Origin of the sequence: Anaeromyxobacter diazotrophicus (genome assembly GCF_013340205.1) — a bacterium.
GTDB classification, from domain to species: domain Bacteria; phylum Myxococcota; class Myxococcia; order Myxococcales; family Anaeromyxobacteraceae; genus Anaeromyxobacter_A; species Anaeromyxobacter_A diazotrophicus.
The window spans coordinates 197,612-220,620 of the sequence record NZ_BJTG01000002.1; the positions used below are offsets into that span (position 1 = coordinate 197,612).

Annotated in this window: 21 protein-coding genes; 14 read left to right on the top strand and 7 right to left on the bottom strand. The window is 75.1% G+C overall.

Annotated elements, in window-relative coordinates; genetic code table 11:
• Positions 1–5 precede the first annotated feature (5 nt).
• Entirely contained in the window at positions 6–602 is a 597-nt protein-coding gene (locus HWY08_RS03850) for a methyltransferase domain-containing protein (protein WP_176063125.1), read from the bottom strand.
• 305 nt (positions 603–907) lie between these two features.
• Between HWY08_RS03850 and HWY08_RS03855 the strand changes: the two genes are divergently transcribed.
• The 7 genes from HWY08_RS03855 (at position 908) to HWY08_RS03885 (ending at position 6,377) form a co-directional block, all read left to right on the top strand.
• Positions 908–1,225, top strand: a complete 318-nt coding sequence (locus HWY08_RS03855; protein ID WP_176063127.1) for a hypothetical protein — start codon at positions 908–910, stop codon at positions 1,223–1,225.
• A 49-nt stretch (positions 1,226–1,274) separates the two neighbouring features.
• Positions 1,275–2,687, top strand: a complete 1,413-nt coding sequence (locus tag HWY08_RS03860; protein ID WP_176063130.1) for a cytochrome c3 family protein — start codon at positions 1,275–1,277, stop codon at positions 2,685–2,687.
• Between the two features lie 76 nt (positions 2,688–2,763).
• Entirely contained in the window at positions 2,764–3,078 is a 315-nt protein-coding gene (locus HWY08_RS03865) for an ArsR/SmtB family transcription factor (RefSeq protein ID WP_176063132.1), read from the top strand.
• Positions 3,079–3,200: 122 nt separating this feature from the next.
• Positions 3,201–3,725: a hypothetical protein gene (locus HWY08_RS03870; RefSeq protein ID WP_176063134.1), complete on the top strand. Its 525-nt coding sequence runs from the start codon at positions 3,201–3,203 to the stop codon at positions 3,723–3,725.
• 74 nt (positions 3,726–3,799) lie between these two features.
• Positions 3,800–4,042 carry a YgaP family membrane protein gene (locus tag HWY08_RS03875; protein WP_176063135.1) on the top strand — a complete coding sequence of 81 codons (243 nt, stop codon included), beginning with the start codon at positions 3,800–3,802 and terminating at the stop codon, positions 4,040–4,042.
• 28 nt (positions 4,043–4,070) lie between these two features.
• The gene (locus HWY08_RS03880; protein ID WP_176063137.1) at positions 4,071–4,685 is read left to right on the top strand and encodes an FmdE family protein; all 615 of its coding nucleotides are present in this window, start codon (positions 4,071–4,073) and stop codon (positions 4,683–4,685) included.
• A 315-nt stretch (positions 4,686–5,000) separates the two neighbouring features.
• Positions 5,001–6,377: a sensor histidine kinase gene (locus HWY08_RS03885; protein ID WP_176063139.1), complete on the top strand. Its 1,377-nt coding sequence runs from the start codon at positions 5,001–5,003 to the stop codon at positions 6,375–6,377.
• Here HWY08_RS03885 and HWY08_RS03890 read toward each other — a convergent pair.
• The 3 genes from HWY08_RS03890 to HWY08_RS03900 are packed head-to-tail and all read right to left on the bottom strand — an operon-like array spanning position 6,344 to position 12,076.
• Positions 6,344–9,703, bottom strand: a complete 3,360-nt coding sequence (locus HWY08_RS03890; protein ID WP_176063141.1) for an efflux RND transporter permease subunit — start codon at positions 9,701–9,703, stop codon at positions 6,344–6,346. The two genes, HWY08_RS03885 and HWY08_RS03890, sit on opposite strands and share 34 nt — an antisense overlap.
• On the bottom strand, positions 9,693–10,730 hold the full coding sequence (locus HWY08_RS03895; RefSeq protein ID WP_176063143.1) for an efflux RND transporter periplasmic adaptor subunit: 1,038 nt from the start codon (positions 10,728–10,730) through the stop codon (positions 9,693–9,695). The genes HWY08_RS03890 and HWY08_RS03895 overlap by 11 nt, the downstream gene beginning before the upstream one ends.
• Positions 10,727–12,076 carry a TolC family protein gene (locus HWY08_RS03900; RefSeq protein WP_176063145.1) on the bottom strand — a complete coding sequence of 450 codons (1,350 nt, stop codon included), beginning with the start codon at positions 12,074–12,076 and terminating at the stop codon, positions 10,727–10,729. The genes HWY08_RS03895 and HWY08_RS03900 overlap by 4 nt, the downstream gene beginning before the upstream one ends.
• A gap of 373 nt (positions 12,077–12,449) precedes the next feature.
• On the opposite strand from HWY08_RS03900, the gene HWY08_RS03905 reads away from it, so the two are divergent.
• The 7 genes from HWY08_RS03905 (at position 12,450) to HWY08_RS22080 (ending at position 20,398) form a co-directional block, all read left to right on the top strand.
• A complete protein-coding gene (locus tag HWY08_RS03905; RefSeq protein ID WP_176063147.1) occupies positions 12,450–13,859 on the top strand; it encodes a sigma-54 interaction domain-containing protein in 1,410 nt (469 codons plus the stop codon).
• A gap of 137 nt (positions 13,860–13,996) precedes the next feature.
• Positions 13,997–16,225, top strand: coding sequence for a molybdopterin-containing oxidoreductase family protein (locus HWY08_RS03910; RefSeq protein WP_176063149.1), 2,229 nt, complete (start codon positions 13,997–13,999; stop codon positions 16,223–16,225).
• Positions 16,222–16,761 (top strand): 4Fe-4S dicluster domain-containing protein, encoded by a 540-nt coding sequence (locus tag HWY08_RS03915; RefSeq protein ID WP_209005114.1) that lies wholly within the window; start codon positions 16,222–16,224, stop codon positions 16,759–16,761. The genes HWY08_RS03910 and HWY08_RS03915 overlap by 4 nt, the downstream gene beginning before the upstream one ends.
• A 9-nt stretch (positions 16,762–16,770) precedes the next feature.
• A complete protein-coding gene (locus HWY08_RS03920; RefSeq protein WP_176063151.1) occupies positions 16,771–17,346 on the top strand; it encodes a YeeE/YedE thiosulfate transporter family protein in 576 nt (191 codons plus the stop codon).
• The gene (locus HWY08_RS03925; protein WP_176063153.1) at positions 17,343–18,560 is read left to right on the top strand and encodes a YeeE/YedE thiosulfate transporter family protein; all 1,218 of its coding nucleotides are present in this window, start codon (positions 17,343–17,345) and stop codon (positions 18,558–18,560) included. Before HWY08_RS03920 ends, HWY08_RS03925 begins: the two co-directional genes overlap by 4 nt.
• 15 nt (positions 18,561–18,575) lie before the next feature.
• A complete protein-coding gene (nrfD, locus tag HWY08_RS03930) occupies positions 18,576–19,511 on the top strand; it encodes an NrfD/PsrC family molybdoenzyme membrane anchor subunit (RefSeq protein ID WP_176063155.1) in 936 nt (311 codons plus the stop codon).
• Positions 19,512–19,579: 68 nt separating this feature from the next.
• Positions 19,580–20,398, top strand: a complete 819-nt coding sequence (locus HWY08_RS22080) for a sigma-70 family RNA polymerase sigma factor (protein ID WP_176063157.1) — start codon at positions 19,580–19,582, stop codon at positions 20,396–20,398.
• Positions 20,399–20,413: 15 nt separating this feature from the next.
• On the opposite strand, the gene HWY08_RS03940 is transcribed toward HWY08_RS22080, so the two are convergent.
• From HWY08_RS03940 to chrA, 3 genes are all read right to left on the bottom strand, one after another.
• Positions 20,414–20,824 carry an OsmC family protein gene (locus tag HWY08_RS03940; protein WP_176063160.1) on the bottom strand — a complete coding sequence of 137 codons (411 nt, stop codon included), beginning with the start codon at positions 20,822–20,824 and terminating at the stop codon, positions 20,414–20,416.
• Positions 20,825–20,910: 86 nt separating this feature from the next.
• The gene (locus HWY08_RS03945; protein ID WP_176063162.1) at positions 20,911–21,300 is read right to left on the bottom strand and encodes a DUF302 domain-containing protein; all 390 of its coding nucleotides are present in this window, start codon (positions 21,298–21,300) and stop codon (positions 20,911–20,913) included.
• 106 nt (positions 21,301–21,406) lie between these two features.
• Positions 21,407–22,660 carry a chromate efflux transporter gene (chrA, locus tag HWY08_RS03950; protein WP_176063164.1) on the bottom strand — a complete coding sequence of 418 codons (1,254 nt, stop codon included), beginning with the start codon at positions 22,658–22,660 and terminating at the stop codon, positions 21,407–21,409.
• Between the last annotated feature and the right edge of the window lie 349 nt (positions 22,661–23,009).

Below are 23,009 nucleotides of genomic sequence, written 5' to 3' on the forward strand. Positions count from 1 at the left end.
GCGGCTCAGCCGCGGACCGCCTCCAGCGTGAGGCTCTGCACGAGCCGGCCGTCCGCCTCGTACGGCGCGGTGCCCTGGAGCACCCGGAGCCGCTCGAACCCGGCGGCGCGGACGACGGCGAGGTACTCCGGTTCCGGGATGGTGCCGTCCGCGCGCCCGGGGCGGTACCCGCCGATGCGCGCCGGGTGGGGCGCGACCACGTCCGAGGCGACCAGCCGCCCGCCGGGCTTGAGGATCCGGTGCAGCTCCCGGTACATGGCGGAGGGGTCGGCGCGGCCGCCGGCCGGGCAGCTCGAGACCACGACGTCCGCGAGCCCCGCGCGCAGCCCCGTCGCCGCGACGGCGCCGCGGACGATCAGCGCCGGCCTCGGCGCGGGCGGCAGCTCGAGCGCGTCGTCGCCGCTCGTCACGACCATCACGACGAGGCCCGCCGGCCCCACCCGCCGGCTCACCGCGGCGGCCTCGCGGCATCCGGCGCAGCCGAGCCCCACGACCACGTCTCCAGGGCGTAGCCCGGCGAGCTCGACCAGGGCGCTGCGCGAGAGCGGCGAGCACCTGGCGCCAGGGGCGCCTCCGACCTCCCATTCGCGCGAGCGGGCCACGCCGTGCCTCCCCATCCGGGGCGGTGCTGCACGATTCGAGCCCGCCCGGAGCGGCCGAAAAGTGGGGTCTACGCGACGGTTCGTCTCAGGTCGCGCGACGTCTCGTCACGCTCGCGAGACGTGACGTCGCGCATCCGGCGACCCAGCGCCCGGATCTCGGCGTGATGCGCGGGGAGGCGCGCTGGCCTTCTGCTTGCACCTAGCGACATAGTCATAGCGCTATATAGCTACCGAACGAGCCCTGCCCGGGCGGCCGGGCTCGACGGCGCGGTGACCCCCCAGCCCCTCGCAACAAGGAGAAGCCCATGCAGCACGTCAAGAAGCTCACCAGCGCACTCGTCGTCGCCGCGGCCCTCGCCCTCGTCGCCGCCGGCCCGGCCCGCGCCGAGGAGAAGGTGCTCGGCACGGTCACCGACATCGAGATGACGAAGCCCGACCTCGCGGTCGCCACGCTCCAGGACCGCGCGAGCGGTCAGCCCATCGCGCTGACGGTCACAGACAAGCTCACCCTCGACAAGTTCCAGGACAAGCGCATCAACGTCGGCGACGAGATCAAGGCCAGGTACGAGAAGAAGGACGGCAAGAACCTCGTCACCTTCTTCAAGAAGCCGGGCGGCTGCTAGTCGCCGCCGCAGGCTCGCCGACCCCTCCCCCCTCGCTCACGGTGACGACATGAGACTCTCCTCGATCCTGCCTCTCCTCGCCGCGCTCGCCGCCGGCCCCGCCCTGGCGGCGCCCGCCGCGGCGCCGGACTCCGCGGCGAAGCCCGCGAAGAAGCCCGCCCACCCGGACAACGACTACATCAAGGAGCACGGCTACGATGGGCCCAGGACCTGCGAGGTCTGCCACCCCGGGACGGCCAAGGCCTTCCTCGAGACGGTCCACTGGAAGCACGCCTCGAAGGTGCCGAACGTGAAGGGCCTCGATCCCAAGCGCGAGTACGGGATGCAGAACCGCATCTACACGTTCTGCAACGGCAACGACATCGTCAACAACCTGAAGGAGATCCCCGCCAACGCCGACGGCAAGACCAAGCTCGCCGGCTGCAACACCTGCCACCCCGGGAACCACCTCTCGGACGTCGGCTCCACCGGCGCGGAGGCCGAGCAGGCCGTCGACTGCCTCATCTGCCACGCCTCGAAGTACGACTACTCGAAGCGCAAGCCGTCCAAGACCGCGGACGGCAAGGTGGTGATGGGCCAGGATCGCAGCGTCCAGGCGGCGCTGACGGTGGGCAAGCCGAGCGTGAAGAGCTGCATGACCTGCCACGAGTCCGCGGGCGGCGGGCAGCTCATCAAGCGCGGCTTCGCCTTCGACGCCGAGCACGACGCGCACGCCGCCAAGGGCATGACCTGCGTCGACTGCCACGCGGCCAAGGACCACAAGATCCCCACCGGCTTCGACCCGAACAACTGGGCCAACGACGGCGTGCGGGTCGCCTGCGGCGACTGCCACGGCGACAAGCCGCACGGCGACCCCGACTACGACGCCCACACCGCGAAGGTCGCGTGCCAGACCTGCCACATCCCCACCACCGGCGGCGCGGTCGCGAAGGACTTCACGAAGTGGACCAAGCTCGAGACGGGCTTCTACGACCCGGGCACCATCAAGCGGAGCCCCTCGGACACGAAGCCGGTCTACGCGTGGTTCAGCGGCACGGTCGAGGCCAAGCCGCACTTCATCGGCCCGGTCGGCAGCCGCGCCGACGGCAAGAGCAAGATCTTCCCGTTCAAGATCTACCAGGGCCGGGCGTTCTACGACCGCCGCAACGGCCAGCTCCTCTCGATGGACTTCGCGCAGCCGATGGCGACCGGTGACGCCCTCGCCGGCGTGGCGTCGGCGGCGAAGACGCTGGGGCTGGGCAAGGTGGAGCCCGTGGCCGGCTGGCAGACGATCTACTTCGCGAACAGCCACCTCGTGACCAAGGCGAAGGCGCTCACCTGCGACCGCTGCCACGTCCCGACCGGCGTGCTCGACTTCCAGGCGCTCGGGTACTCCAAGGCGGAGATCGCGAAGCGCGGCCTCCAGAGCCCCCAGCTCTGGTTCGACAAGCTGCTGGCCAAGGAGCTGAAGAAGGAGGAGTGACCTCGCGGGCCGGGGCGGCGCCGCCAGGCTCCGCCCCGGCTTCTTCCCGAAGCTGGCGATGAGGTAGAACGTGGCCGTGGGGGTCAAGCGTCAGCCTCAACCCGCCCTCTCCACGGACCCCGAGCGCGCCCGGCGCGTCTCGGAGGTCCTGAAGGCGGTCGCGCACCCGCTGCGCATCCGGATCGTGGCCATCCTCGCGGACGGCGACGAGAACGTGACCGCCCTGTCCGAGAAGCTCCAGGCCCCGCAGGCCATCGTGTCCCAGCAGCTCCGCATCCTCCGCAGCCAGGGGCTCGTCGAGGCGGAGCGCGAGAACGGCTTCGCGCGCTACCGGCTCATCGAGCCGAACCTGCGGACGCTCGTGGCGTGCATGGAGGGCTGCGCGCGCTGAAGCCGGGCCGGGCGCGTTCCAGGCAGGCCTCCCGGCCTCCGGGCGGGCCGGCGCGGGCTCGCGCGGCCGCGACGCCGCTGCCCGGGGCCGAAGCCGTGCCCAGGTTGGGAGCGGAGGGTCCGATGGGAGCCGGCGGAGCGGTGGGGCGCGGGTGGAGCGGGCGCGCGGGCGGCCTCGCGGCCGAGATCGCGTTCGCGGGGGGCGTCGCCGGCACGCTGGCCGGCGCCGCCATGGCCCTCTTCTTCGCGCTCCTCGGCACCTGGCGCGGGCTCGGGTGGCTCGGGGTGCTGCAGGGGATCGGCGGCGTGTTCTACGGCTGGGCGGCCATGGGCGCGGGCCCGCCCGCGTTCTGGGGGCTCGTCCTCCACTTCGCCGTCTCCGTGGCGCTGGGGGTGCTCTTCGCCGCGATCGTGCGCCGCAACGCCGAGCCGCTGGCGAGCGTCACCGCCGGCCTCATGTTCGGGCTCGCGGTGTGGGCCGTGATGACCTGGGTGGTGATCCGGGTGATCGATCGCCCGCTCGCCGACGTGGTGGATCACATGGCCTTCGGCTGGCTCGCGGCCCACGTGGTGTTCGGGCTCGTCCTCGGGCTCGCCTCCCAGCTGCGGGGCATCGCGGCGGGGGAGGAGCCGCCCCGGCGGCACTGACGGCGGCGCGGCGAATCCGAACGGGCCGGCGCGGCTCTGACCGTCAGGCGCGGCGATCGCGCCGGAGGAATCGCATGACCACCGAACGCTACGTCCGCGTCTTCGCCGGCCTGTTCATCCTGCTGTCCCTCGCCCTCGGCGTGGAGGGGAGCCCGCTCTTCGTCTCGCGCTGGGCGCTCGCCTTCACCGCGTTCGTGGGCCTGAACCTGTTCCAGAGCGGGCTCACCCGCTTCTGCCCGCTCGAGCTGATCCTCCGCGGGCTCGGGGTCAAGGACGCGGTCGAGCTGGACCGCGCGCGGCCGGATCGCGCCGCCTGAGTCGCCCCACCCGGGCTCGAGAGGGACCATGGATCTCGCGGAGTACGTCCGCTGTGGGACGCTGGCCCACGGCCACGCCTGCCCGCCGCTGGTCCTCGGGGTGCGAGCGGGCGCGGTCGCGATGGCCCGCCTCGGCGTCGGCCGCGCCGTCGAGCGGGAGCTGATCGCGTTCGTGGAGCTCGGGAGCGACCACTACGCGCAGGGGTTCGGGGACGGGGTCCAGTTCGTGACCGGCTGCACGTTCGGGAAGGACCTCATCTTCAGGTTCCCGCACGGCAAGGCCGGCGTGCGGCTCGTCGACCACGTGCGGGGGCGCGCCGTGCGCGTCCACCCGCTCCCCGCGACGATCGCCCGCCTCGAGGAGACGGGCTGGTTTCGCGCCTGCGCGAAGAGCGGCCGCTTCGCGGGCGACTCCCGCGCGCTCGCCGCGCAGGCCTCGGACGCGTTCCTCACCGCGCCCGAGGAAGCGCTCTTCGCCGTGAGCCCGGTGTTCCCGCTCGGCCTCGAGTGCCCGCGCCCAAGCTTCGACACGGTCACCTGCGCCGACTGCGGCGAGAGCGTCCTCGCCCCGTACGCGCACCCCGTGGAAGGCCTCCGCCTGTGCACCCTCTGCGAGGAGCGGCGCCAGGCGAGGGCTGGCTGAGCCTCAGCAGCGAGGCTCGCGGTCGGCGTCGTCAGCCCCGGACCGGGGCTGCCTGGGGACGGCTCAGGTGGGCACGCCCAGCCTGGGCAGGATGAAGGTCTGCAAGGCGATCCAGGCGGCCGCCAGGAGCACGAAGGTCAGCACGTCGCTCATCCCCGTGAGAGCCCGGGCGGAGGCGAGGGGTTCGACGCTCCACGCTGGTGTGACGCGGGCTCCAGCGGCGCCGCGCCGCGCCCCTGCTTCGGCGCGCTCGGGGCCGCGCGCCCGGGGCTACCCTCGGGGTGCAGGCGATGGTGCAGGGAGCCAGGTGCCGTCGTGCCGCTTCTGCCCGAAGACCGGCGGTCGGGGATCGAGCGCGCCTCCCGGCGCAGGGTCCGGAAGACGCTCCTCGGCGCCATCGCGCTCGTGATCGCGGGGCTGGTCGCGCTGGGCGCGCTCGTCCTCGGCACCATCGGACCGCAGCTGGCGGAGCTCTCGCGCATCGGCGGCGAGCACGCGCGGGCGGTCGGCGCGACCGCGCACCTGCGCGACCACCTCGCGGCGCTCGTCGAGCAGCTCGGCGGCGGGGACGAGGGCTCGCCTCCTGGCCCGGTCGACGTGGCGGGCGAGCTGCGCGCGATCGACGCCGGCGCCGGCCAGCTCGACGCGCTCTGCCGCGAGGACGAGGAGCGCGCGACGCTGAAGCGGCTCCGGGAGGAGCTCCTGCGCGTCTCGACCCTGGCGGCGCGGGTCGAGCGCGCGCGCGAGGGGGGCCGGCGCGCCCTCGCCCGCGCCGCGGCGCGCGAGCTCTCGACGCGCGCCCTCGAGGCGAGCCGGGCGACCGACGCGATCATCCGCTTCAACGCGGCGGAGGTCCGCGACGCCACCTCCACGGTGCACGCCTCGCTCCTGCGGGCGATGGTGACGAGCTCGGCGCTGGGTCTCCTGGTGATGGCGGGCGCGCTGATCCTGCTCCGGCAGGCGCTCCACGCCATCGAGGCGCACGAGCACCTGGTCGACCGCCACGCCGAGGACCTGGCGGCCTTCGCCTCCCGGGCCGCGCACGAGCTGCGCACGCCGCTCCACACCATCGGGATGGCGCTGCACGTCCTGCGCAAGAACCCGAACCAGGCGACCGCGCTCGAGCGGGCCGAGGCGAGCGCGAAGCGGCTGGGCCAGACCATCGACGACATCCTGCGCTTCTCGCGCGCGGGCGGCGCGCCCGAGCCGGGCGCGTCCTGCCGGATCGGCCCCGCCGTCGACGCCGTGGTGACCGAGCTCGGGCCGCAGGCCGCGGAGGCCGGGCTCGCGCTCGCCACCGACGCCGAGGCGGACCTGGAGGTGGCGATGGCGGAGGGGCACCTGCACGCGGTGGTGCAGAACCTGGTGGGCAACGCGATCAAGTACGGCCGGCGCGAGGGCGGCCGGGTGGCGGTGCGCGCCAGCGCCGAGGGTGGCTGGGCCGTCCTCTCGGTGGCCGACGACGGGCCCGGGATCCCGCGCGCCGCGCTGACGCACGTGTTCGAGCCGTTCTACCGGGCGAGCACGCAGGCCGACGGCTACGGGCTCGGCCTGCCCACCGTGAAGCGGCTGGTGGAGGCGCACGGCGGGACGGTGCAGCTCACGAGCGCCCCGGGGAAGGGGACGACGGTCACGCTCCGCCTGCCGCGCGCGCCGCCTCAGCGGGGCAGCCCGACCGCCCTCCCTCCGTGAAGGGCCGGGGACGCCGGCCCGGGCCGCGGCGCGGCCGGCGCGGGGACGTTCAGCGCGCCCTCCCGCTGGAGCTCGGCGGCGCGGCCGTGGCGCGCGACCAGGAAGTAGATCACCGGGACCGCGAAGCGCGAGAGCAGCGTCGCGGCCACCTCGCCGGCCATGAGCGACAGCGCGAGCCCCTGGAAGATGGGGTCGGCCAGCATCACCGCGCTCCCGACCAGCACCGCCGAGGCGGTGAGGAGCATGGGCCGGAAGCGGACCACCCCGGCCTCCTCCACCGCCGCCCCCAGCGGCATGCCCTCCCGCAGCTTCAGCTCGATGAAGTCCACCAGGATGATGCTGTTGCGGACGATGATGCCGGCGCCGGCGATGAAGCCGATCATGCTGGTGGCGGTGAAGAAGGTGCCCGAGAGCGCGTGCGCGGGGAGGATCCCGATGAGCGAGATCGGGATCGGCACCAGGATGACGAGCGGCACCGTGAAGCTCTGGAACCAGCCCACCAGCAGCAGGTAGATGAGCACCACCACCGTCGCGAAGGCGAGGCCGAGGTCCCGGAAGACCTCGAGCGTGATGTGCCACTCGCCGTCCCACTTCAGGATGGGCCGCTCGGTCTGGTCCGGGTGCGCCAGGCCGAGCCGCGGCACCACCTCGCCGCCCTGGCCGCGCAGCGCGTCGAGCTTCTGGTTCAGCGCCAGCAGCGCGTAGACCGGGCTCTCGATGGTGCCGGCCAGATCGGCGAAGACGTACGCCACCGGCATCAGGTTCTCGTGGTGGAGGTCGGGATCCTCGCGGCCGCGGCGGACCTGGACCAGCTCCGAGAGCGGCACCGCCCCGCGCTGCCCCGGCACCGTGAGCGTCAGGAGCTGGTCGAGCCGCGAGCGCTGCGCCGGGGCGAGCTGCAGCACCACCGGCACCTGCTGCGCGCCGCGCCCCGCGTGGAACGTGCCGAGCGGCGCGCCCTGTCCGGCCGCGGCGAGCGTCTGCACGACCGCCGAGGCGGCGACGCCGTGGAGCGCCGCCTTCTCGCGATCGACCACCAGCGAGATCTTGGGCGAGGTGGGGTTGAGCGTCGAGTCGACGTCGACGACGCCCTCGGTGGTGCGGAAGGCCTCGAGGACCTGGCGCGCCAGCCGCTCGCGCTCCGCGGCGGTCGGGCCGTAGACCTGGGCGACCAGCGTGTCGAGCACGGGCGGGCCAGGCGGGATCTCCACCAGCTTGAGCCGCGCGCCGGCGGGCCGCGCGAGCGCCTCCAGCGCCGGCCGCACCCGCATGACGATGGCGTGGCTCTTCGCCTTGCGCTCGCCCTTCGGCGTGAGGTTGACCTGGAGGTCGACCTGCTCGGGCGCGTCGCGGAGGAAGCTGTGGCGCACCAGGCCGACGAAGGTGAAGGGCGCCGCCACCCCCGAGTACACCTCGACGTCGCGCACCTCCGGCTCCTGCAGCACGCGCCGCGCCAGGTCCTGGCCGAGCGCCAGCGCGTCCTCGCGCGGGGTCCCGGCGGGCAGGTCGAGCTGCACCTGGAACTCGCTCTTGTTGTCGAACGGCAACATCTTGACCTTGACGGCCCCGAGCGCGAGCAGCGACGCGGCGGCGAGGAGCAGGACCGCCATGCCGCCGAAGAAGCTCCACCGCGCGAGGCCCGAGCCGAGCAGGAGCCGCGTCACCTTGCGGGGCGCGCGCGCCGTCCAGGTCTCGGGCGCCGACTCCGGGACCGCCTCGGGGTGGGCGGCCGGCTCGGCCGCGTCGCGGTCGGGGTCGGCCGGGTGCATGCCCGTCCCGTCCACGTCGGGGAGGTGCGCCTCCCGGCGGAAGACCTTCATCGCCGCCCACGGGCTCACGATGAACGCGATGACGAGCGAGAACAGCATCGCCGCGCTCGCGCCGACGGGGATGGGCCGCATGTACGGACCCATGAGCCCGCGCACGAAGGCCATGGGCAGGATGGCGGCGATGACGGCGAAGGTGGCGAGGATGGTGGGGTTGCCCACCTCGTCCACCGCCTCGACCACCGTCCGGGCGAAGCTCCGCCTCGGGCCGGGGAGGTGGAGGTGGCGGTGCACGTTCTCCACCACCACGATCGCGTCGTCCACCAGGATGCCGATGGAGAAGATGAGCGCGAACAGGGTGACGCGGTTGAGCGTGTAGCCGAAGAGGTAGGTGAGGAGCAGCGTCAGGGCGAGCGTCACCGGCACCGCGACGGCGACCACCACCGCCGAGCGCCAGCCCATGGCGAGCAGGATGAGGGCGATGACGGAGAGCGTCGCGATGAGCAGGTGCTCGATGAGCTCGTTCGACTTCTCCTTCGCGGTCTCGCCGTAGTTGCGGGTGACCGTGGCCTCGACCGCCGCCGGGATGAGGCGGCCGCGCAGCGCCTCGACCTTCGAGAGCACCCGCTCCGCCAGCTCGGTGGCGTTGGTGCCGGCCCGCTTGGCGACGGCGATGGAGACGGCCTGCTCGAAGCCGGGCCGGCCCTTGGTCGCCAGGAGCGCGACGGCGGGCTCGGGCTCGGGGCCGTCGGTGACCCGCGCCACGTCCTCCAGGTAGATGGGCCGGTCGCCCCGCACCGCCACCACCACGCGGCGCAGCTCCGAGGCGGACAGGGCGTACCCCTGCGCCTCCAGCACGGCGCGCTGGTTGGCGTCGACGAGGGCGCCCGCCGGGAGCTGGGCCTGCGCGGCGCGCAGGGCGGGGTCGAGCTCGGCCAGCGAGACGCCCAGGCTCCGCAGCTTCTCGGGGTCGGGCTCGATCCGGACCGCGCGCCGCGCGCCGCCCAGCACCTGCACCTGCGCCGTCTGCGGCACGTCGGACAGCTCGCGCCCCACCTCCTCCCCGATCTTGCGCAGCTCGCCCGCGGGCAGCGGCGGGCCGTGCAGCGTGACGGTGAGGAACGGGACGTCGTCGATGGTGAGGAGCCTGACGACGGGCTGCAGGGCCGTGGCCGGCAGCAGCTCCGGATGCGCCGTGAGCTCCTGGTGGACCTTGGAGAGGCTCGGCACCAGCGGCTCGTTCACCTTGAAGCGGACGGTGAGCAGGGCGACGCCGGGGCGGCTCGTGCTGTACAGGTACTCGACGCCGGGGATGCCCCACAGCCGCCGCTCGAGCGGGGTCGTGAGCTGCGTCTCGACCTCCTTCGGCGTGGAGCCCGGCATGGGGACGATGACGTCCACCATCGGCACGACGATCTGCGGCTCCTCCTCGCGCGGGGTGAGCGCCACCGCGGCCAGGCCCAGGGCCAGCGAGGCGAGGACGATGAGCGGGGTGAGCTTGCTGCGGAGGAAGCCCTTCGCGAGCCGCCCGGCCAGGCCGAAGCGCGCCTCAAGGTCCACGGGACACCTCCACCGCCTCGCCGTCGCGGAGCGCTCCCGGGGCGTCGATCACCGCCTCCCCGGGCCGCAGGCCCGCCCGCACCGGGAAGCGATCGCCGGCGGGCTCGCCGAGCGAGATCCAGCGCAGCTGCGCCTGCCCCTGGACGGCCACGAAGACGCCGGTGAGGTCGCCGCGCTCCACGATCGCGCTCCTCGGCACCCACGCCTGCCGGGGCGCCGCGGGGGCGCCCGGCAGCTCGAGGCGGGCGAACGTGCCGCTGCGGAGCCCCTGGGCCCCCCCCAGCACTCGGCCGCGCAGGAAGCGGCGGTGCGAGAGCGGATCGCCGCCCGGCGTGAGCGCCGTGATCTCCGCCTCGCCGCGCCGGTCGCCCGCCTGGAAGCGCAGCCGCTGGCCGAGCCGCAGCCCGCTGGCCTCGGCCTCGGACAGGCTCGCCTGCACCTCGAGGCCCGCGCCCTGGACGTCGAGCAGCGGCTGGCCGGGGCCGACCAGGTCGCCGGCGTTGACGCGCTTCGCCTGGACCGTCCCGCTGAACGGGGCGCGCAGCTCGGCGTAGGCGAGGCTCGCCTTCGCGCCGGCGACCGCGGCCTGCGCCTGCGCCCGCTGCGCCTCGGCCTGCTCCAGCTCGCTCGGGGTGGCGGCGCGCTGGGCGGCGAGCTCGCGGATGCGCCGCTCGTGGGCGGCCGCGCTCGCGAGCGCGGTCTGCGCAGCGGAGAGCTGGGCCCGCACGTCGTCGTCGGAGAGCCGGATGAGGAGCTCGCCCTGCTTCACCCGCGCGCCCTCCTCCACCGCCACCGCCCGCACCGTGGCGGAGAGGCGGGTGGAGAGCGTGGCGTGCTGCGCCGACGCGAGGCTGGCGGCCGCCCAGCCGGCGGCCTCGCCGGGCGCGACGTCGACGAGCCTCACCTGGATGGGCGCCGTGGCCGGGGCCGCGGGGGCGCCCTCGCTCCGGGCGGTGGCGGCGCCGTCGAGCGCCGCGGCGAGCGCCGCCACGGCCAGGGCGAGCTTCAGGGGAGAGAGACGCATCATGACTTCACTCCTTCGATGGACTGGCCCAGCGCGAGCTGGAGCTGGGCCCGGGCGAGCCGGGCCTGCAGCTGGCTCTGCAGGAGCAGCGCGCGCGCTCCGGCGAGCCCTGCCTCCGCGTCGAGCACGTCGGTGAGGGGCAAGAGGCCCTGGCGGTGCCGCGCCTCACGCAGCGAGCGGGCCGACTCGGAGGCGGAGATCGCCTCGCGCGCCGAGGCGACGCGCACGTCGGCGGTCTCCACCGCGCGGTGGGCCTCGTCCACCTCGCGCCGCGCCTGCCGCTCCTGCCACGCGGCGGCGGAGCGGGCGGCGGCGGCCCGCGCCTCGGCGGCGCGCGTGCCGTCGAGCGCGCCGAGCGAGAGCTGCCAGCGCGCCACGAGGAGGAGCTGGAACCAGGTGGCGCCCTGGGCGAGGCTGGAGCGCAGGGTCTCGACGCCCGCCTGGGCGAAGACCTCGGGCAGCAGCGAGCCCCGGGCGGCGGCGCCCGCCTCCTCCGCGGCGGTGGCGCGCAGCCGCGCCGCGAGGAGGTCCGCGCGCTCGATCCCGGGCGGCGGGGCGCCGTCGGCGGGCGCGGGCTGGGCGCGCTCGACCGGGGTCGTCAGCTCGGCCCCGCTCGCGACGTCGCCCGCGAGGAGCACCAGCGCCGAGCGCGCCGAGGCGACCCGCTGCCGCGCGGTGGCCCGCTCCGCCTCGGCCTGGGCGCGGAAGGCCGTGGCGCGCGCCACGTCGGCGTCGAGGGCGAGGCCCTGCCGGTTGCGCGCCTGGGTGAAGCGCTCGGTCTCGGCGGCGTGCTGGAGCGTGTCCTCGGCGAAGCGGAGGCCCTGCTCGGCCACCTGCGCGCCGAAGTAGGCCTCCACCACCGCCAGCGCCAGCTCGTCCTGGCGCCGCGCCTGCGTGTGCCCCTCGGCCTCGGCCTGGGCCTCGGCGGCGCGCCGCCCGGCGGTGAGCCGGCCGCCCATGTAGATGGGCTGCATGACCGAGGCCCCGAGCCCCACCCCGCCCACCGGATCGGGCGCGTTGAGGCGCGGGGGCGCGAAGTCGGCCTGGGTGATCTTCTGCTGGTCGAGCTTGACGCCGAAGGCCATCAACGGCTCGTCGGTGACGAGGCCCTTGGCCGAGAAGGAGAGGGTGGGGAGGCGCGCGTCGCGGGCCGCGGCCGCGTCCTCGCGCGCCGAGCGCGCCTGCTGCGCCCCGGCGGCGAGCCCGGGGTTGCTCGCCCAGGCGGCCCGGACGGCCTCCTCGAGGCTCAGCGAGGCGGCGTGAGCCGCCGGCGGCGCGAGCACGCTCGCCGCGACCAGCACGGCGGTCGCCGCACCCCACCTCCACCCACGCCGTCGCCACGTCGCCATGCGGTCGCTCCCCGGAGCTGCCTTCGGCCTCTGCACGACCATCCGAGCCTCGCGCGGACGCAACGATTCGTCTCATCGGCGCGTGAGCCGGCGGCGCGGGCTCGAACGCCGCAGCTCCGCCAGGGTGGCGTAACCCGGCGAGCGCCAGCCCCTCGCGCTGCTCACGGCTCGCGCCCTCGCGCGACGGGGTGTCTCACGGTGCGACATGTTGTCGCGTGCCGCCGCAGTTCGTTTCAGGCGGGCGACAGCTAGTCGCTCGCAGTTCCATGGGTTTACCTGGCACGGCCCCCGCAAGAGGGACCCTCGGGTCTCACCGAGAGGAGAGGGCCACCCCCTTGCTCGATCTCGTGCGCACCGGAATGATCGCTCCCGGATGCCGGGCGAACCCATGACCGAGCTGGCTCGAGACGCCGCCTTCGCGGCGGTGAGCACGGCGTTCGGCTCCATCGGGCGCGTCTGCATGGCGCTCGACGGCCGCTTCTGCGTGCGCCACGTCTCGAGCCAGCTCGACTTGCTGCTCGGGCCGGGCGCCGCGAAGCGCGTGATCGGCGAGCCCATCGAGAAGCTGCTCGGCCCGGAGCTGTTCGCCGACGGCAGCGCGCTGCGGCTGGCGCTCGCCGCGGGCGAGAAGCGCGAGGGGTGGCGCGCGCTGCTCCACGGGGAGTCCGGGGCGACGCGGCTCCTCTCCATCACCGCGGCGCCGCTGCAGTCCGACCCGTACGGCGTCTGCGACCCGAGCGCCGTGTACCTGCTCGTGCTGCGCCCGGCCGAGGACGACCCGGCGTGCGCCGGCAGCCGCGAGCCGCTGGCCGGCCCCGGGCTCATCTGCCGCTCGCAGGCGATGGGGCGCGTCTTCCGGCTGGTCGAGACGCTGCAGCACAGCGAGTCGTCCATCCTCATCACCGGCGAGAGCGGCACCGGCAAGGAGGTGATGGCCCGCACCATCCACGCCCACTCGCCCCGCCAGCACGGGCCCTTCGTGGCGGTGAACGCGGCCGCGCTGCCGGGCGACCTGCTCGAGAGCGAGCTCTTCGGACACGTGCGCGGCGCCTTCACGGGGGCGGTCCGCGACCGGCCGGGCCGGTTCGAGCTCGCCACCGACGGCACGCTCTTCCTCGACGAGGTGGGGGATGTGCCGCTGCACCTCCAGGTGAAGCTCCTGCGCGTGCTGCAGGAGCGCACCTACGAGCGCGTGGGCGACGGGACGACCCGCCAGACCAACGCCCGCATCATCGCGGCGACGAACCGCGATCTGCGCCGGGCCGTGGCGGCGGGCGCCTTCCGCGAGGACCTCTACTACCGGCTCAAGGTCTTTCCCATCGAGCTGCCGCCCCTGCGCGCCCGCCGCGAGGACATCGAGCCCATCGCGTCGTACCTGCTCGCGCGCGTCGGGGCGCGCACCGGACGCGCGCTGCGCTTCTCGCCGGAGGCGCTGCGCGCGCTCATGTCCCACGACTGGCCTGGGAACGTGCGCGAGCTCGAGAACGCGCTCGAGTTCGGCGCCACCGTCTGCCGCGGGCAGACGCTCCAGCCCGAGGACCTGCCCCCCGAGGTCGTCTCGCCGGCGCCCCGCGTCCCGGCGCCCGCGCCGGCGGCCGCGCCGGCGCCGACGCCGACGCCCGTCCCCTGGAGGTCCGACGCCGGGGTCGGGCTGCCCGACGATCGCATCCTGCTGCAGCACGCGCTCGAGGCGCACCGCTGGAATCGCCTCGAGACCGCCCGGGCGCTCGGCGTCAGCCGCAGCACCCTGTGGCGCCGCATGCGCACCGCCGGTCTCGAGTGAGACGAAGCGTCTCAGCCGGCGAGACGTGCGACGCGACGATGTGATACGCGGCGTCGCACGGACGTCGCGTTCGCCTGCCAAGCCCCCGACATCACTGCGAAGTACCGTTCGGCACGCCGCGCGCAACGGTCTGTGCCATGGCTCGATACACGCGGCGGCAGTTCATCCAGATCGGGGCCGCGGCGGGCGGGGCGGTGGCCGCCTCCGGGCTCGCCACGCGCTTCTGGGGTCTCGACGCGGCGCGCGCCGAGGACCCCGGCACCGACGGCGACCGGGTCGTCCCCACCTTCTGCGAGCTGTGCTTCTGGAACTGCGGCGTGCTCGCCCACGTCAAGGGCGGTCAGGTCACGAAGCTCGGCGGCAACCCCGAGCACCCGCTCTCGCGCGGCATGCTCTGCCCCCGCGGAGCCGGCGGGACCGGCCTCCTCTACGACCCGGACCGGCTGAAGAAGCCGCTCATCCGCGCGTCGAAGCGGGGCGAGGACGTCTTCCAGGAGGCGAGCTGGGACGCGGCGCTGAACAAGGTCGCGGAGGAGCTCCTCAAGGTGCGCGAGCGCCACGGGCCCGAGGCGGTGGCGCTCTTCACCCACGGCTTCGGCGGCTCGTGGTGGAAGCACTTCATGAAGGCGTGGGGCTCGCCCAACATCGGCGCCCCCTCCTACGCCCAGTGCCGCGGGCCCCGCGAGGCGGCCTTCACGCTCACCTACGGCGAAGGGCTCGGCTCGCCCGAGCCGATCGACCTCGCCAACGCCCGGGTCATCACGCTCATCGGCAGCCACCTGGGCGAGAACATGCACAACACCCAGGTGCAGGAGCTCGCCGAGGCGGTGGGGAAGGGCGCGCAGCTGGTCGTGGTCGACCCGCGCTTCTCGGTGGCGGCGGGCAAGGCGCGCTACTGGCTGCCGGTGAAGCCCGGCACGGACCTCGCGCTGCTGCTGGCCTGGATGAACGTCATCCTGACCGAGAAGCGCCACGACGCCGAGTACCTGGCGAAGTACGCCACCGGCCTCGACGAGCTCACCGCCCACGTCGCGACGAAGACGCCCGAGTGGGCGAGCGCCATCACCGGCGTGCGGCCGGAGCTCATCCGCGAGTCGGCGCGGCTCATCGCGAGCGCCCGGCCCGCGTCGCTCATCCACCCCGGCCGCCACACCACCTGGTACGGCGACGACACGCAGCGGCTGCGGGCGACCGCCATCCTGGCGGCGCTGCTCGGGTCCTGGGGGCGGCGCGGCGGGTACCTGGTCACCGACAAGTTCAGGCTCGCCGGCTACCCGCTGCCGAAGCCGCCGCTGCACCCGGGCGGGCGCTCGAAGGACGACATGCCCAAGGGCGGCGGCTTCCCGGTCGCCGACGAGGTGCTCGCCTCCGGCCTGTGCGACGCCACCAAGCCCGGCCGCGCGCTGTACGACCTCAAGGCCTGGATCGTCTACGGGACGAACCTGATGCAGGCGCTGCCGGCGCCCCAGGAGACCGCCGCCGCGATCCAGAACCTCGACTTCATCGTCGCCATCGACGTGCTCCCGGCCGAGATCTGCGGCTTCGCCGACGTGGTGCTCCCCGAGTGCACCTACCTCGAGCGCGACGACGACCTCGCCGCGCCCGCCTACAAGCAGCCGTTCGTGGCCATCCGGCAGGCGGTGGTCCCGCCCATGTACGAGTCGAAGCCCGGCTCGTGGATCGCGAAGGAGCTCGCGAACAGGGTGGGGCTGGGCGACCAGTTCCCCTGGGCCGACGCGCGCGAGTTCGTCGAGACGCGCCTCGCCGCGTCGAAGATCGACTCGGCCGAGCTCCGGCGGAAGGGGGCCCTGGTCGGAAAGCCCATCCCGACCTGCGAGGAGGAGGGCGCGACGCCGAACATCACGACCGGCGACGGCAAGATCAAGCTCTTCAGCGCGGAGCTGCAGCAGCTCGGGTTCGAGCCGCTGCCCGACTTCCACCCGCAGGAGGAGGCGCCGGCGGGCATGTTCCGCATGCTGTCCGGCCGCGCCCCGACCCACACCTTCGGCCGCACCACCAACAACCGGCTCCTCGCCGAGCCCTTCCCCGAGAACGAGGTGTGGGTGAACGCCGAGGCCGCGCGGGCGCTGCCGTTCCCGCTGGCGAACGGGGACCGCGTGGTGCTCGTCAACCAGGACGGCGTGCGGAGCGGCCCGGTGCGCGCGCGCGTCACCGAGCGCATCCGCGGCGACTGCGTCTACCTCGTCCACGGCTTCGGGCACACCGCGAAGGGGCTCCGCCAGGCGCGCGGGCGCGGCGCCTCCGACAGCCTGCTCACCAGCCGGTACAAGGTCGACCCGATCATGGGCGGCACCGGCGTGAACGTGAACTTCGTGCGGCTCGAGCCCGCCGGGAGGGTCGCGTGAAGAAGCGCTATGCCATGGTGGTGGACACGCGGCGCTGCGTCGCCTGCGGCGCCTGCGCCATCGCCTGCAAGACCGAGAACCGCGTCTCGAACGGCGGGTTCCGCTGCTGGACGGTGCAGGAGACGAGCGGGACCTTCCCCGACCTCGCGCTGGAGGCGCGCAGCGAGCGCTGCAACCACTGCGCGGATGCACCGTGCGTGTCGGCCTGTCCGACCGGGGCCTCCTACGTGGCGGAGGGCGGCGCGGTGGCCGTCGACCGGCGCAAGTGCACCGGCTGCAAGGCCTGCATGGCCTCCTGCCCCTACGGCGCCCGGTTCGTCCACGCGGAGGGCCACGTCGACAAGTGCACCTTCTGCCTGCACCGCGTGACCCAGGCCCGGCTCCCCGCCTGCGTCGAGACCTGTCCCACGAAGGCGCTCACCTTCGGCGACCTGGCCGACCCGGCGAGCGCGGTGACCCGGCTCGTGCACGGACGGCGCGTGAAGACGCTCCAGCCGGAGGCCGGGACCCGGCCCCAGGTCTTCTTCCTGACGTAGGAGCCCGCCATGGCGCGTGCAGACAGCGGCGCCCGGCCGGCACCGCGGCGAGGGGAGGGCGCCGGCGCGAGGGCCCCGGACCCCGACCGCTTCTGGAACCCGTACCTCGCCGGCGTGGCGCTCGGGCTCGTGCTCCTCGCCTCCTTCGTGGTGATGGGCCACGGCCTCGGCGCCTCGGGCGCCTCGCTCCGCTTCGGGGTGGCGGCGCTCGGCGCGCTCGCGCCGCGGGCGGTGGAGGCGGCCCCGTCGCTGCTGCGGGCCGAGGCGGGGGGACACCCGCTCGACTTCTGGCTGGTGTTCGAGCTCGCCGGCCTCCTGCTGGGCGGCCTCGTCGCCGCCTACACCTCGGGGCGGCTGAAGGTCGAGGTCGCGAAGGGCCCCGCCTGCCGGCCCGCCGCCCGGCTCGGGCTGGCGCTCCTGGGGGGCTTCCTCATGGGCGCGGCGGCCCGCGCCACCCGCGGCTGCACCTCGGGTCAGGCGCTCTCCGGCGGGGCGCTCCTCAGCGCCGGGAGCTGGCTCTTCATGATCGCGGTCTTCGCGGGTGGGTACGCGCTGGCGCCCTTCGTGCGGCGGGAGTGGCGATGACGTTCCCCGTCGCGTCGCTCTCCGCCGGGCAGCACGAGCTCGGGCTCCTCGTCGGCGTCGCCCTAGGCTTCGGCTTCGGCTTCGTGCTGGAGCGTGCCGGCTTCGGGCGGGCGCAGAAGCTGGCGGCGCAGTTCTACGGGCGCGATCTCACCGTCTTCAAGGTCATGCTCGGTGCCCTGGTGACCGCCATGCTCGGGACCGTGATCCTCGGCGGGCTGGGCGCGCTCGACTACCGCGCGCTCGCGGAGCGCGCGGCGAGCGAGACCTTCGTCTGGCCCATGCTCCTGGGGGGCCTCGCGCTCGGCGCCGGCTTCGTCCTCTCCGGCTACTGCCCGGGGACGAGCCATGTCGCGGCCGCCTCCGGTAAGCTCGACGGGGTGGTCACGGTGCTCGGGGTGATCGCCGGCCAGGTCGCCTACGCCGGGCTCGAGCACCAGGGCTGGCTCGCGCGCTTCCACGGGAGCGGCGCGCGCGGCCACCTCTTCCTGTACGACCTCGTCCACCTGCCGGCGCGGGCCGGCGCCCCCGTCGCCGCGCTGGCGGTCACGGCGGTGGCGATCGGCGGCTTCGTCGCGGCCGAGAAGCTCGAGGCGCGGCAGGCCGGCGCCAGGTCGGCCGTCCCGGCGGGCGGGGCGCCTGGGCGCTTCGTGCTCCTCGGCATGTCGGCTTGCGCCGTGCTCGGCCTCGCCGCCGCCGCGCTCCCCACCGCCACGGCCGCCGCGGCAGCGCGCGAGCCGGCGAGGATCGCGCCCGAGGAGCTCGCGCGGCGGGTGCTCGAGCGGCCGTGGACGGCGCGCGTGCTCGAGCTCGCATCGCCGAGCGCGTGCGCCGGGAGGCGCGTGCCCGGGGCCGAGTGCGTACCGGCGGGCGAGCTGGGCGCGCTCCGCCTCGGCGAGGCGAGCGGCGCGCAGGACCTCATCCTGGTGCCCGACGGCGAGCTCGGCGCGGTGCCCGCCGGCGCCGCGGCGTACCCCGGACGGGTCCTCGTCCTGGCGGGCGGACGGAAGGCCTGGGAGGCGTACGCGCTCACCCCGCCCGCGCCCCCCGCACCCGGCGCCTCGCTGGAGGAGCTCGCGTCGTACCGCGAGCGCGCCGGCCTCGCCGCCGCGCTGGCGGACCTGAAGGCGGCCTTGCCCCCGCTGGCTCCCGCCTCCCCCACGCCGGTCCAGGACGGCGGCGGGGGAGGCGGGGGCGGCGGAGGCTGCGGCGGATAACCGGAGATCATGGCCATGCACGAGATCGACCTCGCCCGACACTCCCCCCTCCTCGACCCCGCGCTGCACGTGTGGGGCTGGGAGATCCCCGTCTACCTGTTCCTCGGCGGGCTCGCCGCGGGGACCATGATCGTGGGCTCGCTGCTCGCCGCGCGCGCCGGGCCGCGCTCGGCCGCGGCGCGCTGGCTGCTCTTCGCGCCCGCCGCGCTGCTCTCGCTGGGGATGCTGGCGCTCTTCCTCGACCTGTCGCGCAAGGCGCACGTCTGGCGCTTCTACCTCGCCTTCCGCGCCACCTCGCCCATGAGCTGGGGCGCCTGGATCCTGCTCGCCGTCTACCCGGTCTCGCTCCTGGCCGCGCTGGCTGGGCTCGAGGACGGGGAGGCGAGCCGGGTCGAGGCGCTCCTCGCGCGCGCCCGCCTCGGCGGCGTCGCGCGCGCCGCGCGGGCGCTGGCGGTGGACCGGGCGGCCTGCCTGCGCCGGGCGAACACCGCGCTGGGGATCGGGCTCGGGGTCTACACCGGCGTCCTCCTCTCCACCCTCGGCGCGCGGGCGCTGTGGGCGAGCGCGCTCCTCGGGCCGCTGTTCCTCGTCTCGGGCGCCTCCACGGGCGCGGCCTTCCTCCTCCTCTTCCGTCTGGCGGAGGACGAGCGGCACGCGGTGGAGCGGTGGGATCGCCTGGCCATGGGCGTCGAGCTGGCGCTGCTCGCGCTCTTCCTCGTCGGGCTCTCCACCGCGGGCGAGGGATCGCGCCAGGCGGCGGCGCTCCTCCTGGGCGGCCGGTTCACGGCCCAGTTCTGGACGCTGGTGGTGCTGGGCGGGCTCCTGGCGCCGCTCCTGCTGGGCGCGCTCCAGGGCCGGCTCGCGCTCCGCGCGACCGCGGTGGCCCCGGTGCTCGTCCTGGCCGGCGGCTTCGCGCTCCGGTGGATCCTGGTCGCGGCCGGCCAGGCCTGACCTTCGCGGCCGGCGCGGCCCGCGCGATGGCGCTGGCCCGCCCGGCGGCGGCGCGGTAAGTCCAGGCCATGCCGACCAGCGACACCGAGCTCCTCGCCTCCGCGCGCGCCGGCGACCGCGCCGCGCTGGAGCGCCTGCTCGAGCGGCACCAGGGCCGCGTCTTCCGGTTCGGGATGAAGATGTGCGGGGGCGAGGACGACGCCAAGGACGTCCTGCAGGAGACGCTCCTCGCCGCGGCCCGCAACATCCGCGACTTCCGCGGCGCGTCGGCGGTGTCGACCTGGCTCTACACGATCGCCCGCAGCTTCTGCATCAAGAAGCGCCGGACGAGCAAGTTCGCGCCGGAGCGGCTCGAGTCGCTCGACACGCCGGGCGGGGAGGCGCAGGCCGTGCCCGACGCCGCGCGCGGCCCCGAGGAGGAGCTGGCCGGGCGGCAGGTGCAGGCGGCGCTGCAGGACGCCATCTCCGCGCTCGACCCGATGTACCGGGAGGTGCTGGTGCTCCGGGACGTGGAGGGGCTCTCGGCCTCCGAGGTGGCCGGGATCCTGGGGCTGTCGGTGGAGGCGGTGAAGAGCCGCCTGCACCGGGCGCGGCTCGCGGTGCGCGAGCGCGTGGCGCCGGTGCTCGGCGCGCCCGCGCCGGCGGCCGAGCCCGGGTGCCCGGACGTGGTCGAGCTCTTCTCGCGGCACCTCGAGGGCGAGATCAGCGGCGACGTCTGCGCCAGCCTGGAGGCGCACCTCGCCCGCTGCGGCCGCTGCCGCGCCCGCTGCGACTCGCTCCGCGCCACGCTCTCCCTGTGCAGCCGCGCCGGCCCCGAGGTGCCGGCGCGGGTGGAGCAGTCGGTGCGCGACGCGCTGCGCCGGTTCCTGGAGGCGCCCCCGGCCTGACGCGACCGCCGCGCGCTACGGCGCGACCACGGTCTCGACGCGGAAGGTGGGCTGCGCCTGGATGGCGCGCTTCACCGAGCACTGGTCGGCCACCCGCACCAGCGCCTCGCGGTACTTCTCCGGGAACGAGGCCGGCACCTCGATGCGCAGCTCGACCGAGCGCAGCACCCCGGTCTCCGGGTCGAGCTCGGGCCGCTCGACGATGCGGATGCCTTCCGGCGAGAGCTTCCGGCTGGCGCAGAAGCCCTGCACGAAGATGCCGGCGCAGGTGCCGAGCGAGGCCAGGAAGAGCTGGAAGGGGGTGGGCGCCGCGTCCTCGCCGCCGTTCGAGACCGGCTGGTCGGTGTGGACGACGTGCGCCCCCACCTGGGCGTCGACCCGCCGCCCGCCGGGCAGCGTCACCACGATCTCCGATGCTCCTGCCATGTCGCCTCCTCGCGAGGTGCCGGGCGCCTGGGCGGCGCCGCCCGGGTGAGAGCCGGGGGGACGGGGAACGGTGCGCGCGGCGGGCCTCAGCCGGCCCGCGCCACCACGCGCTCCAGCCCGGCGCGGACCTGCTGCGCCACCTCGCGGATGGCGGGGCTCGCGGCGGCGATGGTCTGCATGGGGTCGATGGCCATCACCACCGCGTGCCCGTCGTCGCCCTCGTAGACGACCACGTTGCACGGGAGCATCACGCCGACCTCGAGGTCGGCCGAGAGCGCCTGGTGCGCGTAGCGCGGGTTGCAGGCGCCGAGGATCCGGTAGCGCCGGAAGTCCACGCCGAGCTTCTGCTTCATCGTGGCCGTCACGTCGATCTGCGTGAGCACGCCGAAGCCCTCCGCCTGGAGCAGCTCGGGGAGCTGGGCCAGGACGGCGTCGTAGTTGCGCTGCGTGGCCTTCTTGAGGGTGAAGCCGGGCATGGGATCTCCGTGGTGCGGGTTCAGCGGTGAGAGTCACCCGCCGGCGGCGCCGGTGCGCCGTTCCGGTGGGGCGTCCCGGCCGGTCCCGCCGGTCCCGCCGGTCCCGCTAGTGGAGGCGCGCCGCGAGCACGTTTGCCAGGCCGCCCAGCGCCAGCATGATCGTCGGGTTGACGCGGAAGCGGCTGAGGGTGAGGCCCACCGCCGCGGCGATGGCGATCTCGCCGGTGCCGTGCAGGCCGCCGGCCAGGGTGATGGCGGCGGCGGCGATGGTCCCGACCACGGCCGGGGTGAGCCCGCGCAGCGCCGCGCGCACCACCCGGCGCGAGCGGTAGCGCGCGAGCCAGCGCCCGAGCGCGACCGTGAGCACGAAGGGCGCGGCGAAGATGGCGGCCGTCGACACCACCGCGCCGGCCAGCCCGCTCTTCACGTAGCCGATGAAGGTGGCGACGAGCAGCACCGGGCCGGGCGTGATCTTGCCGATGGCGACCGCGTCGGCGAACTCGCGGTCGGTGAGAGCGCCCGAGCCGACCAGCGTCGCCTTGAGGTGCGGGACGATGGCGAACCCTCCGCCGTACGCGCCCAGGCCGGTGCGCAGGAACAGCAGCGCCAGCGAGACGAGCGTGCCGCCCGCGAAGTAGGTGAGGAGCGCCGCCGCGAGCGCCGGGACGGCCACGGCCTGCAGCGTGCCGCGGTCCGACTTGGGGAAGGGATCGCCTTCGTCCGGCAGCGCGACCTCGCGCCGGCCGCCGCGGCGCGAGCGCGCCAGGCGGGCGCGCTTCGTCCCGAGGTCGAGCACCAGCCCGGCGCCGATCCCGACCAGCGCGATCTCGCCCGACGACGCGCCGCCGGCGAGGCTCAGGGCGAGCGACATGGCCGCGATCCCCATCTGCCAGAACCGGCCCACGCTCGAGCTCACCATCTGCAGCGTGATGGCCCCGATGATCCCCACCACCGCCGCGCTGAAGCCCCCGAAGAGCGCGGCGGCGTGCTCGGTCGACCCGGCGCTCCCGTAGAGGACCGCGAGCGCCACCGTGGCGAGGAAGCCGGGCAGGATGAAGGCCGCGTAGCCGGCGAAGGCGCCGGCGGCCCCGAAGAAGCGGAGGCCCAGGAGCGCCAGCGCGTTGGCGGCGGCGCCGCCGGGCAGCATCTGGGCGACGGTGGCGGTGTTGTCGAACTCCCGCGCGGTGACCCATCCGCGCCGCTGCACGGCCCCGTCGCGCAAGGTCGAGAGCACCGACAGCCCTCCGCCGAAGCCGACCAGCCCGGTCCACAGCCCGAACCGCACGAGATCCGGGACGCTCGGCTGAGGGCGCGCCTTCACCCGCTCCGCCCAGGTGGTGCCCGGCACCAGCGTGTCCATGGGCGAGAACCTACGCGCGAAGCCCGGGCCGCTCCAAGCACCGGGACCGCAAAGGGGGTGACGTCGCCGTCGCGGCGCCCCGGCAGGTGAGCGAGCAGCCCACATCGTGGTTGGTGATATCGCGGCCGCAAGGTAGCATGCGGCGGTGGCAATCCCACATTGGCCGGACGGCGCCGCCTGGGCTGACGCCGCGCTGGGGCGCGCGGTCGCGCCGGGATGGTCTGCGCCGACCGGCCCTTCGCCCAGCGTCGCGCGCCGCGTGCGGCGGCTGCAGCCGGTCGAAGGGCCCTGCCCCGACGCGCTCCCGTCGAGCCCGCGGCTCGTGGGAGGGCCGCTGTTCGTCGGCGGC